This is a genomic window from Streptomyces sp. NPDC005808 (assembly GCF_042871385.1).
GTDB lineage: Bacteria > Actinomycetota > Actinomycetes > Streptomycetales > Streptomycetaceae > Streptomyces.
On record NZ_JBIAIK010000002.1, the window covers coordinates 480,767 to 497,662 of the forward strand.

Genomic DNA, 16,896 nt, shown 5'->3' on the forward strand with positions numbered 1-16,896 from the left:
ACAGTGTCTACCAGGACTCGGTAGACACTGTCTACGGTTTTGGGAGGCGGTGTCGACGAGGAATGCCCCGCGCCGAACGAAGCGTTGATCAGGGCATGACTCAGGACGCGACTCAGGACGCGACACAGGATCCGAAGCAGGACGCACTGCTCACGCTGCTCTCCGAGTACAAGGGCGGGGTACTCGTCACCCTCAAGAGGGACGGCCGGCCCCAGCTGTCGAACGTCACCCACGCCTACTATCCCGACGAGCGGATCGTCCGGGTCTCGCTCACGGACGACCGGGCCAAGACCCGAAATCTGCGCCGGGATCCGCGGGCCTCCTACCACGTGACCAGCGAGGACCGCTGGGCGTACACGGTCGCGGAGGGCGTCGCCGAGCTGACGCCCGTCGCGAGCGACCCGCACGACGAGACCGTCGAGGAACTCATCCGGCTCTACCGGGACGTCCAGGGCGAGCACCCCGACTGGGACGACTACCGCGCCGCCATGGTCCGCGACCGCCGCCTCGTCCTACGGCTCCACGTGGAGCGCGCGTACGGCATCCCCCGCGGACGCTGAACCCTCCCCGCTCACGGCGTCGGTGCGGGCCTCGATCGCGTGGAGAACGGCCGCCATGTCGGACCCGCCGTGTCCCATTGCCACGGTCTCCGCGAAGAGGGCGTGGCAGACGTCGAGGAGCGGGGAGGCCAGGCCGGACTTCCTGGCGGCCTCGGCGATCAGCTCGTTGTTGATCAGGACGTTGTGAGCGGCGGCCTGTACGGCGAAGTCGCGCTCCAGCAGCTTCGGGGCCTTCATCCGGGAGACGGCGCTGGCCATCGGTCCCGCGCCCAGCACCTCCAGGAAGAGATTCCGGTCCAGGCCCTGGCGGTCGGCGAAGTGGAACGCCTCGCTGAGACCGGTCACCAGGGTGATCAGGAACAGATTCACCGAGAGCTTCATCAGCAGGGCGTTCGGTACGAGACCGCAGTCGAACGTCTCCTGACACATCGGTCCGAGCAGCGGGCGTACCTCCTCGGCGACCGCGGGGTCACCGGCGAGCATCGCCACGAGCTGCCCTGCCTCGGCGGGCCCCCGCGAGCCGGAGACGGGGGCCTCGGCGTACCGGCCGCCCACCGCGCGGATCTCGGCCTCCAACTCGCGTGAGTACTCCGGTGATGTCGTGCCCATGTGGACGAGGGTGCGTCCGGCGATACGAGTGGCGAAGTCCGGGGTGCCGCGTCCGAGGGCGGCGTCGATCGCGGGTCCGTCCGCCAGCATCAGGAACACGACACGTGCCCGCTCGAAGACCTCGGCGGGACGGGAGGCGACCACGGCGCCGGCCGCGCGCAGTGGCTCCGCTCTGGCGGCGGTGCGGTTCCAGACGACGAGAGGGGTGCCCGCCCGGGCCAGATTGAGCGCCATGGGCTGTCCCATGGTTCCGAGGCCGATGAAACCCACGTACACGCCGCACCACCGTCTCTGCCCGGCGTGCGCGCCGGGCCGGCCCCCACCGCTGCCCATGACAGTCGTCATAGTAGCTGGATCTATGACAGCTGTCATAGTGGAAGCGGTACGCGTGAGCGTGCGAAGGGCAGACAGAGCGGGAGGCCGACGATGGCGGGTTCCGGGCACGGGCCGCGTGAGCGGATGGTGTTCAGCGCGGCGCAGCTCATCCGGCGCGACGGGGTCGCGGCGACCGGTATGCGAGAGGTCGCCGCGCATGCGGGGGCGCCGCGCGGCTCGCTCCAGCACTACTTCCCTGGCGGCAAGGAGCAGTTGGTCAACGAGGCCGTGGACTGGGCGGGGCGCTATGCGGGCAAGCGCGTCACCCGCTTCCTCGGCGAGCTGCCGGAGCCGACGCCGAGTGGTCTGTTCGCGGCGATGGTGCGGCAGTGGACCGAGGAGTTCCGGACGGCCGGGTGCACCTCGGGCTGCCCCGTCGCGGCGGCCACCGTGGACTGCGCGGAGTCCGTCGAGTCCACCCGGGTCGCTGCCACCGCCGCGTTCGCCCGCTGGAACGGCTCGGTGGCGGAGGCGTTGACGGACCTGGGCGTACCGCGTGACCGGGCCGAACCGCTCGCCACGGTCATGATCAGCGCGTTGGAGGGTGCGTTGCTCATCGCCAGGACCGAGCGGGACGTACGTGCCCTGACGACCGTGGCCAGGGAGCTGGGCCCGCTGCTGGACGGGGCGCGGACGACGAACCAAGTGCTGCCGGAGTAAAGGGTGGGTGTTGGTCAACTGGGCCGCTGAAAGGGCTGGTTGTGGCGTCGCGACACTTCGTCTGCCGCGTAGGGTCGAACCCGACACGGGTGTGAGGCGTAGGGCGCCCAGCTGGGCGGAGGCGTCGGAAGCGGGGGAGTACGGGCATGCTGGATCCCATCTCGTTGGCGGCCGTCACGGCGGTCCTCGGAACCGTCGGCTCGGGAATGGCCAACGAAGCGGGCAGGTGGGCCTGGGAGTCGACCGGGGGACTGGTGCGCCGGATCGTGGGCCGGGAGGTCACGGCACCGACGAGCGCCGATCAACTCACCGAAGTAGCGCGGCTGGTGCATGAGCGGCTCCAGACCGACCAGCAACTCGCCCGCACCTGGGCGCTGTTCGCCCAGGCCTTACCGACGTCCGGAATCGGTCCGCGACCCGCACACCCCCGTCTTCCGCCCTCCACGAGGTTCTTCACGGACCGCCAGGAAGCAATGAAGCTCCTCGACAAGGAGGCGGCGCGTTCCTTCGACGGAAGCCCCCGGGTGGCGCTGCTGCACGGCCGGGAGGGCATGGGCACCAGCACGCTGGCCGTGCACTGGGGCTGGCGCCGGGCGGACCGCTTCCCGGACGGACAGCTCTACGCCGATCTGCGCGGCCCCGGCGCGACCGACGCCGGGGCCCTCCTGAGCTCGCTGCTGCGCCAACTCGGCCTGCCCGACGAGGAGATACCGCTCTCCGCGGACGACCGCGTCGACCGTTTCCGACGGCACATCGCCGACCGGCGCCTGCTGCTCGTGCTCGACCACGCCCAGTCCGCCGCGCAGATCCGGCCCCTGCTGGCCCCCGCGCCCGGCGTGTTCACGGTCGTCGTCACCCGCCGTCCGTTCACCGGCATCGACGCCCTGCCGGTCCAGGTCGGCCCGCTGGCCCGGCGGGACGCGGTACGGCTGCTCACCGACCTGGCCGGCAAACCCGCGGTCGCCGCGGCCAAGGCCGCGCTGCCCGCCGTACTGGAACGCTGCGGCGGCTCGCCCTACGCCCTCCGTGCCGCCGCCCCCCGTCTCACCGAACTACCGGCGGCTCAGCCGCCGTTGTCCTGCGCTGATCCGGTGCGCGCCGCGGCCGACGACACCTACCGTCTGTTGCGCCCCGCAGCGGCCCGGCTCTACCGGCTGACCGGCCTCTACGACTGGCCCGCCTTCGACGCCGCGGCGGCCGCACGAACGGCGGACATCGAGGAGACCGAGGCGGCCACACTCCTGGAGGAACTCGCCGACGCGCTGCTGCTGGAGCGCACCGGCGCCGGTCGCTACCACTACCGCCCCCTCGTCCGCGCGCACGCCGAAGCCACCGCGGCCGCCACCGACGGCATCGCCGCCTGCTCGGCCGCCGTGTCCCGCACCGTCGAGGGCTATCTGCACCTCGCGGTCGCGGCGGCCCAGGCGGCTCTCCCGGAGAGCTGGCGGGTGCCGTCCGGCACCTCCCCGCTCCGGTACGCGGACCGGGGCGAGGCCGTGGCGGCGCTCGCCACCGAATCACGGAACCTGGTCCAAGCGGTGCACGCCGCCGAGGAGTTCCACGACTGGGACACCGTCGCGAGACTCTGCCAGGCACTGTGGCCGCTCCAGCTCAAGGCGGGCCACCACGACCTCCTCCTGCCCGCCCTGCGGATCGGCGTGCGCACGGCCGAGGCCCACTTCCCCGGCACCCGGACGGCGGGAGCACTGCACGTCCAGCTCGCCCACACCCTGACCGAATTGCGCCGCTGGGACGAGGCCGAACCAGAGGCACTCGCGGCGGCGCGCGACGAACACGCCGCCGGACACCTGCGCGGCCACGCCTCCGCCGTCGAGATCCTCGGGCTGCTGCGACTGCGCCAGTGGCGCTGGCAGGAGGCCTACGACTCCTTCGACGAGGCCGGCGGCATCCTCGACGGCATCGGCCCCGACGGCGAGGGCGCCGGTGATCTGCCGCGCGCCCGCGCCCTGTTGGAACGCCACCGGGGGCGCGCCCTGCGCGGCCTCGGCCGCCGCGAGGAGGCACGGGAGCGACTGGAGCGTGCCCTGCGGTTCTTCCGGGAGAGCGGCGAGGCGTACAACACGGCGCGCGCCCTCACCGACCTCGCCGAAACCCGCCTGGACGGCGGCGAGTTCACGGACGCCCTGTCGCTCATCGACGAGGCGGTCACGGCGCTCGCGAAGGAGAACGCGGCCTATCATCTCGCGCATCTACGGGCGCTGCACGAGCGGTGCGTCAGTGCTGCGGGCGCTCAGCAATGATCTGTACGCGATCCTTCAGGAGTGCCTGGAACGCGAGCTGCCAGCAGAGAGATCCGTACGCGATGGACGGTCGGGCCGGTGCGTACGGTCATGCCCTGGGCGACCAGTTCGCCCAGCGACCTGCCGGCGCCCAGCCAGGCGTGCAGGGCGGAGGCGTACACGGCCGGATCGGCGTCCGCCTCGGACGGCTCGCCGGTGAGGTGGAGCAGGTCCCCGGCGCGGGTGCCGACGGTGCAGTCGCCGGGCCCGGTGACGTAGCAGGCCAGCGCGCACGCTGGGAGCCGGGCGAGCACCTCCCGGGTCCACGCCGCCGGGGAGCCGAACCGCGGATCGGCCGCCTCGCCGTATCTGAACACGACGTCGGCGAGAGCGAGTTGGCCGGGGTCGCGGGTGTCCTCGTGCACGGCCCTGTGCGCATCCCCGGCACCCTCCGTTTCGCTGCCGGGGCCGGCATGGCGGACGACCGAGACCTCGCCCGAGCCGAGGAGCCGCGTCAGGACGTGCAACGGCGCGGCGCGTGACGGAGGTTCGTACGGCGGAAGCGGGAGCGGTTCGAGGAGCGCGCGCTCGGCAGGTTCCGGGATGCCGATGAACTCGTAGAAGAGGCGCCGTAGCCGGGCCGCGGACTCGCCAGGCACGGAGCTGGCGAACTCGGCGGGACCGGGCAGGGCGTGGTGGGCGGCGAGCAGCGACTCGACCTGGGGGCGTAGTGCAGCGCGCGCGTCGAGACGGGGAGCATCCCGTACGAAGTCGTACACGGGCGCGTCCGGATCGAGGCCGTCCAGGGGTGCGGCGCCGAGGAGTACGGGCGTGCCGAGCGCGGCCGCGTAGTAGGTGACCGAGCCGTGGTCGCCGATCACGGCGTCCGCCGCGAGCAGGGCCTGGCGCCAGCCCTCCAGCGGGTCGACGAGGGCCAGGCCGGCGCGCCTGGCCCGGTCGAGCCAGGCACGGATCTGGCCTGGGCCGTGACCGTGCCAGATATTGGGGTGGAGCACGGCCGCGAGGCGGTACTCGTCGGCCGGGAACTCGGCGGTCAGCCGGGGCAGCAGCGAGGGAAGTACGTCATCTGCGCCGCCGTCCCCGAAGAGCGACTCGGGGTTCCAGGTGGAGTTGAGCAGGATCAGGCGCTGGCCGGTGCGTATGCCGAGGGCGCGGCGGAAGCGGTCGCGGTAGGGCCGGGCGGCCAGCATGCGGTCGAGGCAGGGATCACCGGCGAGCACGGCCGTGGGTGCCGCCTCGGGACAGGCGACGCGCAGCCGCTCCAACTGCTCGGGATGCGACAGCACGAGCGCGTCGGCGATCGGCTCCCCGTCCTCGGCCAGCAGCCATTCGCGGGACATGCCGAACACGGGCGAGGCCACAGGCTCTCGGCGTCCGGCGTCCGGTATCCGGTATCCGGTATCCGGTATCCGGTATCGCCAGCCTCTTAGTATAACCAACGCCATGCGACAAGACGGTCAACTTGCCGGAAAAACCCTGGAGTTGGCCGCCGAAACTCGCGGAGATCACCAGGGATACGGGAGTCTCGACCGCCTGCGCCCAGGGCAGCACCGGCACCGCGGTGTCGGCGAGCAGGCTGCTGATACCAGAGCGGAACGCGGACGACTCCGTGCACGTCACCAGCAACTGCACTCGGAAGTCGTCGTGGAACAGGGGGAGGACGTCCAGGAGCCGGGTGGCGGACGTGACGTTGTGCACGACGAACAGGACGCGGCGGGCACTACCGCGCGTGGCCCACCGGGCAGCGCCGTCCCCGACCGGCACCCGTATCCACCCGTCCCGTCCCACGCCCGCACTCCGCCCCTCGCGCCCGTCGGCCCAGCTCACGGCCGGGCGCCACTCATGTGATCGGGCAACGGTAGTCGACGCGAGCGCCGGCACGGCCTGCGGGAATCCGGGGGGGCGCCCGAGTCCCCGAACGTGCGCGGGGACTCGATGGCGGATGGGATAAGCGGTCGCCCGGTGCGGTGAACGCCGCTAACGTGCGGGGAGTGATGACGGCTGACGACGTACTGTCCGTTCTCGCTGTGCTGCGGCAGGCGGATACCGAGGTCTGGATCGGTGGCGGTTGGGGCATCGATGCTCTGGTCGGTGAACAGTCACGCCCGCACCGCGATCTGGATCTGATGCACCGTCAGGAGCAGGAGCCGGCCGTCGTGGCGGCGTTGGCGGCCATGGGATTCGTCGAGACGCTCGACTGGCGCCCCGTGCGATTTGTGGTCACCGACCCGCTCGGCCGAGAGATCGATCTGCACCCGCTGGTCTTCGCCGCGGACGGCTCCGCCGTGCAGGCCTCGCCCGACCCCGGGCGTCCGTTCCTCTACCCCGCCCCGTGCTTCGTCACCGGTACGGTGCTGGGCACCACGGTCCCGTGCCTGTCGCCCGAGCAGCAGGTCGCCTTCCACCAGGGCTACGAACCCGCCGACCACGACCGCCACGACATGGCCCGCCTCCGGCAGGCCTTCGGCATCACCACCCACTTCTGACACACGCGGGCGGAACGGCGGTGCGAGGGACGGGCGTTCATGGTGCCGAGGCCCCGCCGTGGATGGACAGGCGGGACCTCGGTGTCAGGTGGCGGTGCGGCTGCGGGTGCTTCCCGGCGCCGCGGCGCGGTCCTGAGCGCGCCGCGGCGACCGGTCAGCGGACCGCGTGCTGGGCGTGGGACGCCAGGTCCCGCGCGTCGTGGGGCGCCTGCTCGATCACGGGGACCTGGCCCTTGCGGACGAACGCCTGGTACAGCACGGCGGCGGCGACCCCGCCGAGTACCGGGCCGACGATGTCCACCCACCAGCCGCCGTAGGAACCGGACACGATCATCGGGCCGAGGCCGCGGGCCGGGTTGACCGCCGCGCCGTCGGTCGGGCCTCCGATGAAGACCGCGGTGGCGAGGGCGAATCCGATGGCCAGAGGAGCGGCGGGGGCCGGGAAGCGCCTGTCGGTGGCGGCGGCGCTGACGACGAAGACCAGGACGAAGGTGATCAGGAACTCGACCAGCAGCGCGCGCCCGTCGCTCACGCCCGGCTTCGGGTTGGTCGCGCCGAGGTGCATGACGGTCCGCGCGGCGTCACCGCGGATGGCCCACGTGGCGAGGGCGGCGACGATGCCACCCGCCATCTGGGCCGCGACGTAGCCGGGGACATGCCGCCATGAGAACTTGCGCACGACGGCCATCGCGATCGTCACGGCCGGGTTGAAGTGCGCGCCGGAGACATGGGCGAGACCGCCGACCAGCGCGGCCAGCGCGATCCCGTTGACCAGCACGATGGCCAGCGAACCGTAGGCCGATCCGGCGACGGACTGGGCCAGGCCCGCCGAGGTGGCGGTCGCCGTGATGGCGAACACCAGGATGAAGGTCCCGGTGAACTCCCCCAGATAGGCGCCGACGACGCTGCGGGAGGCGGCTCGGGCCGCGGTCCGGTCGGCGTTGAGGTGGAAACGGGGGAGGAAATCAACATGTACAGCCATGATTCACGTCCTTGGGAGACTGGTGGGCAGGGGCTGCGCGTTGGCCGGGCGGGGTGATCGCCGGGTCTGGGGGCGCCGTAGCCGTGGACTTCGCGGCAACAGGGCGTCGTGGAGCCGTCGCGGGAGGCGCAGGGCATCACGACGAGTGCCGGAAGGGTGGCGTGGTGGGGCGTCTCGGGGTGACCGGATGCCCAGTGACCCGGTAGGAGCAGAGGGCTTCACGGCCTGAGGAGCAGAGGGCCTTGCGGCAAGCTGAGGTCCAAGGGGCCCTGCGGCAAGCTGCGGTCCAAGGGGCCTTGCGGGAAGGCTAGTTGTGCCGGCCGCGTAGTTCCTTCACTGCGAGTTCCAGTCGCCTGCCGAGATCGCCGTCGGCGTGGGCGAAGTTGCCGACCGCCCGGTCGACGATGTCGTCTCGCTCGGCGGACACACCGGAGATGGCGGTCGCGAGATTGGTGACCAGCCGATCCTTCGCGTCCTCCGGCATCAGTCGGTAGAGATCGCCGGCCTGTACGAAGTCGTTGTCCTCGGCGTGCAAGGGAGCCTCGTGATTGCCGGTGTAGCCGTCGACCGTGGTGGGCGACCACAGTGGCCGGTCGGTCTGCACCGGGCCGCCGAAGCTGTTCGGTTCGTAGTTCTTGGCGCCGCCGTGGCGGCCGTCGTACAGCGCGCCGTCACGTCCGTAGGTCCGCGCATCGGTGGCGTGCGGGCGGTTCACCGGCAGGTGGTCGGCGTTGACACCGACGCGGTAGCGCTGGGCGTCCGCATACGCGAAGAGACGGCCCTGGAGCATCTTGTCCGGGGACGGGCCTATGCCCGCGACGAAGTGGGCCGGACTGAAGATCGCCTGCTCGACCTCGGCGAAGACGTTGTCCGGGTTGCGGTTGAGCTCCAGCTTGCCGATGGCGATCGGCGGATAGTCCGCGTGCGGCCACACCTTGGTGAGGTCGAAGGGATTGAAGCGGTAGTGCGCGGCCTCGGCCGCCGGCATGATCTGCACCTGCACGGTCCAGGACGGGAACTCGCCGCGTTCGATCGACCGGCGCAGGTCGCGCTGGTGGGAGTCGGGATCCCGACCGGCGACCTCTGCGGCGTCCTCCACCGTGAGGTTCCTGATGCCCTGGTCGGTCTTGAAGTGGTACTTGACCCAGAAGACCTCGCCGGCCTCGTTGTTCCACTGGTACGTGTGCGAGCTGTAGCCGTTCATGTGGCGGAAGGACGCCGGGATCCCTCGGTCGCCGAACAGCCACAGCACCTGATGCGTCGACTCCGGCGACAGTCCCCAGAAGTCCCACATGCTGTCGGCCTCTTGGGATCCCGTGTACGGGTCGCGCTTCTGCGTGTGGATGAAGTCCGGGAACTTGCTCGCGTCCTTGATGAAGAACACCGGGGTGTTGTTGCCGACGAGGTCGTAGTTGCCCTCCTCGGTGTAGAACTTCAGCGCGAAACCACGCGGGTCACGCACCGCGTCCGCCGAGCCGAGGTTGCCGGCGACCGTGGACATACGCAGGAAGGTCTCGGTCTGTTTGCCGACCTCGGAGAGGAACTTCGCGCGGGTCCACTGCGAGACGTCACGGGTGAGCGTGAAGGTGCCGTACGCGGCGGCGCCACGGGCGTGCACGATGCGCTCCGGGATCCGCTCACGGTTGAAGTGCGCGAGCTTCTCGAAGAGTTGCTGGTCCTGGAGCAGCACAGGGCCGCCAGGTCCGGCCGTCTCCGTATTCTGGTTGTCCGCCAGGGGTGCGCCCGCCTCGGTGGTGAGAGTGGGACGCACTTGGTGTTCGGTGGTCACGTCGGCCTCCGATGATCCGGTCGAGAGAGTGCACTGGTCCTGATGCGGACCAGGCTTGATCTCCTACCAGAGTAAAAAGGACATATGCATACAAAAACCAAAAAACAGTATGCATAAGGCAATTATTCGGGGCGCGGTCCGGGGAAAAGCAGGGGCCGGGCTCGTATCGAGCCCGGCCCCTGCTCAACGACTGCGTCGTCCCGTCCCAGTCCCAGTCTCCGTACCAGTCTCCGTACCAGTCTCCGTCCCGGTCCCGGTCCCGGTCCCGGTCCCCGTGCTGGTCACGGGCGGACGGGCGAGGCGACCGCGGTGGCGTTCCACTCGGCGATCACGGGACGCCCGTGCTCCGTGGAGAGCCGGCTGACCGTCCCCGTCGCGAGCTGGAACAGACGGCCGTCCGCGGCCGGCAGTTCCAGGTAGCGAGCCGCGAGCACCCGTAGGAAATGGGCGTGCGCGACCAGGACCACGTCACCGCCGTCCAGCGCCGACCCGATGCGCTTCAGCACGCGGTCGGCGCGCATGCCCACCTCCGTCGGCGACTCGCCGGGGTGCCCCGCGGGTCCGGGCGGGACCCCGTCGTTCCAGAGGTACCAGTCGGGCCGGGTGCGGTGAATCTCGACGGTCGTGACGCCTTCGTACGCGCCGTAGTCCCACTCGTGCAGATCGGGGTCGGGTACGGCTCCGTACAAGCCGGCGAGTTCCGCGGTGCGTATCGCGCGGTCCAGCGGGCTGGTGACCGCGAGGGCGAAGGTCCGGTCGGCGAACAGCGGGGCGAGGGACTTGGCCTGTTCCTCCCCGTGCTGGGTGAGTGGCAGGTCGGTCCAGCTGGTGTGCCGGCCCGACGCACTCCACTCGGTTTCACCGTGGCGGACCAGCAACAGGTCCCCCATGGCGGTTACTTCGCCGACTCGACGGCGTGGCCGCCGAACTGGTTGCGCAGTGCCGCGACCATCTTCATCTGTGGTGAGTCGTCCTGGCGGGAGGCGAAGCGGGCGAAGAGTGAGGCGGTGATCGCGGGCAGTGGGACGGAGTTGTCGATGGCGGCCTCGACGGTCCAGCGGCCCTCGCCGGAGTCCTCGGCGAAGCCGCGGAGCTTGTCGAGGTGCTCGTCGCTGTCGAGGGCGTTGACGGCGAGGTCGAGCAGCCAGGAGCGGATGACGGTGCCTTCCTGCCAGGAGCGGAAGACTTCGCGTACGTCGGTGACGGAGTCGACCTTCTCCAGGAGTTCCCAGCCCTCGGCGTAGGCCTGCATCATGGCGTACTCGATGCCGTTGTGGACCATCTTGGAGAAGTGGCCCGCGCCGACCTTGCCGGCGTGGACGAAGCCGAAGTCGCCCTCGGGCTTGAGGGCGTCGAAGACCGGCTGGACCTTCGCGATGTTCCCGGCGTCGCCGCCGACCATCAGTGCGTAGCCGTTGTCCAGGCCCCACACGCCGCCCGAGACGCCCGCGTCGACGAAGCCGATGCCCTTGATGCCGAGCTCGACGGCGTGCTTCTCGTCGTCCGTCCAGCGGGAGTTCCCGCCGTCCACGACCACGTCATCGGGCGACAGAAGCGCGGCCAGCTCGTCGATGGTGGACTGCGTCGCCGCGCCCGCCGGGACCATCACCCACACCACCCGCGGGCCTTCGAGCTTGCTCACAAGCTCTTCCAGGCTGTGGACATCGGCGAGGTCCGGGTTGCGGTCGTATCCGACGACGGTGTGGCCTGCGCGGCGGATCCGCTCGCGCATGTTGCCGCCCATCTTGCCGAGGCCGATAAGTCCGAGCTGCATGTAGTTCACTTCTTCCGGAGAGTGCGGTAAGCGGCCACGAGGGCGGCGGTGGAGGGATCGAGGCCGGGCACGTCGGCGCCTTCGGTGACGGCGGGCTCCACGCGCCTGGCGAGGACCTTGCCGAGCTCGACGCCCCACTGATCGAAGGAGTCGATGTTCCAGATCGCACCCTGGACGAACACCTTGTGTTCGTAGAGGGCGATCAACTGGCCGAGCACCGAGGGGGTCAACTCGGCTGCCAGGATGGTCGTGGTGGGGTGGTTGCCACGGAACGTGCGGTGCGCCACCTGCTCTTCGGGGACCCCTTCGGCACGGACCTCGTCGCCCGTCTTCCCGAAAGCCAGGGCCTGTCCCTGCGCGAACAGGTTGGCCATCAACAGGTCGTGCTGGGCCTTGAGTTCGTCACTCAGCTCGCCGACCGGGTTGGCGAAACCGATCAGGTCGGCCGGGATCAGCTTCGTGCCCTGGTGGATGAGCTGGTAGTACGCGTGCTGCCCGTTGGTGCCGGGCGTGCCCCACACCACCGGACCGGTCTGCCACTCCACCAAGTGGCCCTCCCGGTCCACCGACTTGCCGTTGGACTCCATGTCCAGCTGCTGCAAGTACGCGGTGAACCTGGACAGGTAGTGCGAGTACGGCAGCACCGCGTGCGACTGGGCGTCGAAGAAGTTGCCGTACCAGACACCCAACAGGCCCAGCAGCAAAGGCGCGTTGGCCTCCGGCGACGCCGTACGGAAATGCTCGTCGACCACGAAGAACCCGTCGAGCAGCTCGCGGAACCGGTCGGGACCGATCGCGATCATCAGCGACAGACCGATCGCCGAGTCGAACGAGTACCGCCCGCCGACCCAGTCCCAGAACTCGAACATGTTGGCCGTGTCGATACCGAAGTCCGCGACCTTCCCGGAATTCGTGGACAGGGCGACGAAGTGCTTGGCCACGGCTTCGGAGTCGTCCCCGAGGCCGGCGAGCAGCCAGGTCCGGGCCGACGTCGCGTTCGTGATGGTCTCGATGGTCGTGAAGGTCTTCGAGGCGACGATGAACAGCGTCTCCGCCGGGTCGAGATCCCGGACGGCCTCGTGCAGGTCGGCTCCGTCGACGTTCGAGACGAAGCGGACCGTCAACTCGCGGTCGGTGAAGGCGCGCAGCGCCTCGTACGCCATCGCCGGGCCGAGGTCGGAGCCGCCGATGCCGATGTTGACGACATTGCGGATGCGCCGGCCGGTGTGCCCGGTCCACTTGCCCGAGCGGACCTGCTCGGCGAACTCGGTCATCTGGTCGAGGACCGCGTGCACGGCGGGGACGACGTTCTCACCGTCGACCTCGACGACCGCGTCGCGCGGTGCGCGCAGCGCGGTGTGCAGGACGGCCCGCCGCTCGGTGACGTTGATCTTCTCGCCGCGGAACATGGCGTCCCGCAGCCCGAACACGCCGGTGGCGGTGGCCAGTTCCTGGAGCAGGGCGAGGGTCTCGTCGGTGATCAGGTGCTTGGAGTAGTCGATCCGCAGGTCGCCGACGCGTACGACATAACGCTCCGCGCGAGCGGGGTCTGCGGCGAACAGCTCACGCAGCTGCGGGTGCAGGAGCGCACCGGCACGGTGGTCCTGCAGGGCCGCCCACTCGGGGCGCCGCGTGAGCTTGGGAGAGTCAGGCATGAGCGGGGGTCTCCTTGGTGCCCTCGCCCCGCACGGCGATGGCGTACATCTCGTCCGCGTCGAGGCGGCGCAGCTCCTCGGCGATCAGCTCCGAGGTGGAGCGCACCTTCAGCGCGAGGGTGCGGGAGGGCTGTCCGGGCAGGGACAGCGTGGCCAGCGGGCCCTCGGGGCGGTCGATCACGATCTCGCCGCTCTTCGTGCCGAGCCGTACGGCGGTGACCACGGGCCCCGCGGTGACGACACGCTCGACCGGGACCTTGAGGCGGGCCTCCAGCCAGCGGGCCAGCAGCTCGGCGCTCGGGTTGTCGGCCTCGCTCTCGACGGCCGCCGAGGTCACCTTCGTACGGGACTGGTCGAGCGCGGCGGCCAGCATCGAGCGCCACGGTGTCAGCCGGGTCCACGCGAGGTCGGTGTCACCGGGCGCGTACGAGGCGGCCCGCGCCTTCAGCGCCCGCAGCGGGTTCTCGACGGCGTACATGTCGGTGATCCGGCGCTGCGCGAGGGCGCCCAGCGGGTCCTTGACCGGGATCTCGGGGGCGTCCACCGGCCACCAGACGACGACCGGAGCGTCGGGCAGCAGCAGCGGCAGGACCACCGAGTCCGCGTGGTCGGTCACCTCGCCGTACGTCCGCAGGACCACCGTCTCGCCGGTGCCCGCGTCCGAGCCGACGCGCACTTCCGCGTCCAGCCGGGAGTTCGTGCGGTCACGCGGGGTGCGGGCGACCCGCTTGATGACGACCAGGGTGCGCGAGGGGTGCTCGCGCGAGGCCTCCTCGGCCGCCTTGATGGAGTCGTACGCGTTCTCCTCGTCGGTCACGATGACCATCGTGAGGACCATGCCCACGGCAGGCGTGCCGATTTCGCGGCGCCCCTTCACGAGCGCCTTGTTGATCTTGCTTGCCGTGGTGTCGGTGAGGTCGATCTTCATGGCCTGCGCCAGCTCCGTCCGTCTCGTGCGAGCATCTCGTCGGCTTCCTCCGGGCCCCAGCTGCCCGAGGGGTACTGCGCGGGCTTGCCGTGCTTCTCCCAGTAACCCTCGATCGGGTCGAGGATCTTCCAGGACTCTTCCACCTCCTGGTGACGGGGAAAGAGATTGGCGTCGCCGAGCAGGACATCCAGGATCAGACGTTCGTAGGCCTCCGGGCTGGACTCCGTGAACGACTCGCCGTAAGCGAAGTCCATCGTGACGTCCCGGATCTCCATCGACGTACCCGGCACCTTCGATCCGAAGCGCACGGTCATGCCCTCGTCGGGCTGGACGCGGATGACGATCGCGTTCGCGCCGAGTTCCTCGGTGGCCGTCGAGTCGAAGGGGGAATGGGGCGCGCGCTGGAAGACCACCGCGATCTCCGTCACCCGCCGGCCCAGGCGCTTGCCGGTCCTGAGATAGAAGGGGACGCCCGCCCAGCGACGGTTGTCGACCTCCAGACGCACGGCCGCGTAGGTGTCGGTCGTCGACCTGGGGTCGATGCCGTCCTCCTGCAGATAGCCGCGCACCTGCTCGCCGCCCTGCCAGTTCGGCGTGTACTGCCCGCGCACGGTGTGCTCGCCCAGCTTCTCGGGCAGCTTGACGGCCTTGAACACCTTGAGCTTCTCGGTCAGCAGCGAGTCGGCGTCGAAGGCGGCGGGCTCCTCCATGGCGGTCAGCGCCATCAGCTGGAGCAGGTGGTTCTGGATCACATCGCGGGCGGAGCCGATGCCGTCGTAGTAGCCGGCCCGGCCGCCGATGCCGATGTCCTCGGCCATCGTGATCTGCACGTGGTCGACGTAGGACCGGTTCCAGATGGGCTCGTACATCTGGTTGGCGAAGCGCAGCGCCAGGATGTTCTGGACGGTCTCCTTGCCGAGGTAGTGGTCGATGCGGAACACCTGCTCGGGGTCGAACACCTCGTGCAGGATCTTGTTCAGCTCACGCGCGCTGTCCAGGTCGCGCCCGAACGGCTTCTCGATGACCGCACGCCGCCAGGAACCCTCCGGAGCGTCCGCGAGCCCGTGCCTCTTGAGCTGCTTGACGACCTTGGGGAAGAACTTCGGCGGTACGGAGAGATAGAAGGCGTAGTTGCCGCTGGTGCCGCGCGAGGAGTCCAACTCGTCGACGGCCGAGCGCAGTTGCTTGAACGCCGCGTCGTCGTCGAAGTCGCCCGGGATGAACCGCATGCCGTCGGCGAGCTGCTGCCAGACCTCCTCCCGGAACTCCGTACGCGCGTGCTCGCGCACCGAGTCGTGCACCACCTGTGCGAAGTCCTGGTCCTCCCACTCACGGCGGGCGAACCCGAGGAGCGAGAAGCCCGGCGGGAGCAGACCGCGGTTGGCGAGGTCGTAGACGGCGGGCATCAGCTTCTTGCGGGACAGATCGCCCGTGACGCCGAAGATGACGAGGCCGGAGGGGCCCGCGATACGGGGGAGGCGACGGTCCCGGGGGTCGCGGAGGGGGTTGGACCAGTCGAGGTCGATCCCGAGAGCGCCGCTCACGTCGCCACTCGCGTCCGCCGTCACTGCGGCCGGTTCCACGGCCGGGTCACCAGATCCCTCCGGCGCGGTGGACGCAGCTTGCGGGGCACTGTCGGGAAACGTTTCATGCCTGGTCATTCCCCCTCAACTCCCTTGCCACGCAAGGAGGTCGCCACCGCTTCGAGGAGATCCTCCCAGGCTGTCTCGAACTTCGAGACGCCCTCGTCCTCCAGCTGCTTCACGACCTCGTCGTAGGAGATCCCGAGCCTCTCCACGGCCGCCAGGTCGGCGCGGGCCCGGTCGTAACCGCCGCTCACCGCGTCGCCGTGGATGTCGCCGTGGTCGGCGGTGGCGTTCAGGGTCGCCTCCGGCATGGTGTTGACCGTGCCCGGCGCGACCAGCTCGTCGACGTACAGGGTGTCCTTGTACGCGGGGTCCTTGACGCCTGTCGAGGCCCACAGGGGGCGCTGCTTGTGGGCGCCCTGCGGGGCGAGCGCGGCCCAGCGGGCAGCGCCGAAGACCTCCTCGTACGCCTCGTACGCGAGCCGGGCGTTGGCGAGCGCCGCCCTGCCCTTGAGGGCGAGCGCCTCGTCGGTGCCGGTCTTCGTGAGGCGCTTGTCGATCTCGCTGTCGACGCGGGAGACGAAGAAGGAGGCGACGGAGTGGATGGTCGCCAGGTCGATGCCCGCGGCCTGCGCCTTCTCCAGGCCCGCGAGGTAGGCGTCCATGACCTCGCGGTAGCGCTCGAGGGAGAAGATCAGCGTGACGTTGACGCTGATGCCCCGGCCGATGACCTCGGTGATCGCCGGGAGGCCGGCCTTCGTCGCCGGGATCTTGATCATCACGTTCGGGCGGTCGACCAGCCAGGCGAGCTGCTTGGCCTCGGCGATCGTCGCGGCGGTGCGGTGGGCCAGGCGGGGGTCGACCTCGATGGAGACCCGGCCGTCGCGGCCGCCGGTCGCCTCGTACACCGGCCGCAGGATGTCGGCGGCGGCGCGGACGTCGGCGGTCGTCATCATGCGGACGGCCTCGTCCACCGTCACACCGCGCGTGGCGAGATCGGCGAGCTGCTCCTCGTAACCCTCGCCCGAGCCGATCGCGGCCTGGAAGATGGACGGGTTGGTGGTGACGCCCACCACGTGCCTGGTCTCGATGAGTTCGGCGAGGTTGCCGGATGTGATCCGCTTGCGTGAGAGGTCGTCGAGCCAGATGGAGACGCCTTCGTCGGAGAGGCGCTTCAGGTTTTCCGCGGGTGCGGTTGCTTCGGTCACAGTGATCATCTTCCTTCGTGCGA

Annotated in this window: 14 protein-coding genes; 4 read left to right on the forward strand and 10 right to left on the reverse strand. The window is 70.2% G+C overall.

The features are described 5' to 3' along the window. Positions 1-95: 95 nt before the first annotated feature. Complete coding sequence (locus tag ACFYPC_RS05690; RefSeq protein WP_388671258.1) at positions 96-560, forward strand: PPOX class F420-dependent oxidoreductase; 465 nt, start codon at positions 96-98, stop codon at positions 558-560. Here the strand turns inward: ACFYPC_RS05690 and ACFYPC_RS05695 are convergent. Further along, positions 513-1,403 (reverse strand): NAD(P)-dependent oxidoreductase, encoded by an 891-nt coding sequence (locus ACFYPC_RS05695; protein ID WP_388671261.1) that lies wholly within the window; start codon positions 1,401-1,403, stop codon positions 513-515. The two genes, ACFYPC_RS05690 and ACFYPC_RS05695, sit on opposite strands and share 48 nt — an antisense overlap. 192 nt (positions 1,404-1,595) lie before the next feature. On the opposite strand from ACFYPC_RS05695, the gene ACFYPC_RS05700 reads away from it, so the two are divergent. Both ACFYPC_RS05700 and ACFYPC_RS05705 read left to right on the forward strand, forming a co-directional pair. Beyond that, entirely contained in the window at positions 1,596-2,204 is a 609-nt protein-coding gene (locus ACFYPC_RS05700; protein WP_388671264.1) for a TetR/AcrR family transcriptional regulator, read from the forward strand. A gap of 146 nt (positions 2,205-2,350) precedes the next feature. Next, on the forward strand, positions 2,351-4,465 hold the full coding sequence (locus ACFYPC_RS05705) for a tetratricopeptide repeat protein (RefSeq protein ID WP_388671266.1): 2,115 nt from the start codon (positions 2,351-2,353) through the stop codon (positions 4,463-4,465). Here the strand turns inward: ACFYPC_RS05705 and ACFYPC_RS05710 are convergent. Beyond that, positions 4,456-5,805 carry a hypothetical protein gene (locus ACFYPC_RS05710; RefSeq protein ID WP_388671269.1) on the reverse strand — a complete coding sequence of 450 codons (1,350 nt, stop codon included), beginning with the start codon at positions 5,803-5,805 and terminating at the stop codon, positions 4,456-4,458. The genes ACFYPC_RS05705 and ACFYPC_RS05710 overlap by 10 nt on opposite strands. Positions 5,806-6,459: 654 nt before the next feature. Here ACFYPC_RS05710 and ACFYPC_RS05715 point away from each other — a divergent pair. Continuing rightward, positions 6,460-6,951, forward strand: a complete 492-nt coding sequence (locus tag ACFYPC_RS05715) for a nucleotidyltransferase domain-containing protein (RefSeq protein WP_388671272.1) — start codon at positions 6,460-6,462, stop codon at positions 6,949-6,951. Positions 6,952-7,105: 154 nt separating this feature from the next. Here the strand turns inward: ACFYPC_RS05715 and ACFYPC_RS05720 are convergent, their stop codons facing one another. From ACFYPC_RS05720 to tal, 8 genes are all read right to left on the reverse strand, one after another. Continuing rightward, a complete protein-coding gene (locus tag ACFYPC_RS05720; RefSeq protein ID WP_388671275.1) occupies positions 7,106-7,933 on the reverse strand; it encodes an MIP/aquaporin family protein in 828 nt (275 codons plus the stop codon). Between the two features lie 307 nt (positions 7,934-8,240). Next, a complete protein-coding gene (locus tag ACFYPC_RS05725) occupies positions 8,241-9,722 on the reverse strand; it encodes a catalase (protein ID WP_388671278.1) in 1,482 nt (493 codons plus the stop codon). A 281-nt stretch (positions 9,723-10,003) separates the two neighbouring features. After that, complete coding sequence (locus ACFYPC_RS05730) at positions 10,004-10,612, reverse strand: histidine phosphatase family protein (RefSeq protein ID WP_388671281.1); 609 nt, start codon at positions 10,610-10,612, stop codon at positions 10,004-10,006. A gap of 5 nt (positions 10,613-10,617) precedes the next feature. Continuing rightward, positions 10,618-11,496: a phosphogluconate dehydrogenase (NAD(+)-dependent, decarboxylating) gene (gene gnd, locus ACFYPC_RS05735; protein ID WP_388671284.1), complete on the reverse strand. Its 879-nt coding sequence runs from the start codon at positions 11,494-11,496 to the stop codon at positions 10,618-10,620. A gap of 5 nt (positions 11,497-11,501) precedes the next feature. Beyond that, a complete protein-coding gene (gene pgi / locus ACFYPC_RS05740) occupies positions 11,502-13,151 on the reverse strand; it encodes a glucose-6-phosphate isomerase (protein ID WP_388671287.1) in 1,650 nt (549 codons plus the stop codon). Then, the gene (opcA, locus tag ACFYPC_RS05745; RefSeq protein ID WP_388671290.1) at positions 13,144-14,079 is read right to left on the reverse strand and encodes a glucose-6-phosphate dehydrogenase assembly protein OpcA; all 936 of its coding nucleotides are present in this window, start codon (positions 14,077-14,079) and stop codon (positions 13,144-13,146) included. Before opcA ends, pgi begins: the two co-directional genes overlap by 8 nt. Then, positions 14,076-15,740 carry a glucose-6-phosphate dehydrogenase gene (gene zwf / locus ACFYPC_RS05750; RefSeq protein WP_388671293.1) on the reverse strand — a complete coding sequence of 555 codons (1,665 nt, stop codon included), beginning with the start codon at positions 15,738-15,740 and terminating at the stop codon, positions 14,076-14,078. The genes opcA and zwf overlap by 4 nt, the downstream gene beginning before the upstream one ends. Further along, complete coding sequence (gene tal / locus ACFYPC_RS05755) at positions 15,737-16,882, reverse strand: transaldolase (protein ID WP_388671296.1); 1,146 nt, start codon at positions 16,880-16,882, stop codon at positions 15,737-15,739. Before tal ends, zwf begins: the two co-directional genes overlap by 4 nt. Positions 16,883-16,896 lie beyond the last annotated feature (14 nt).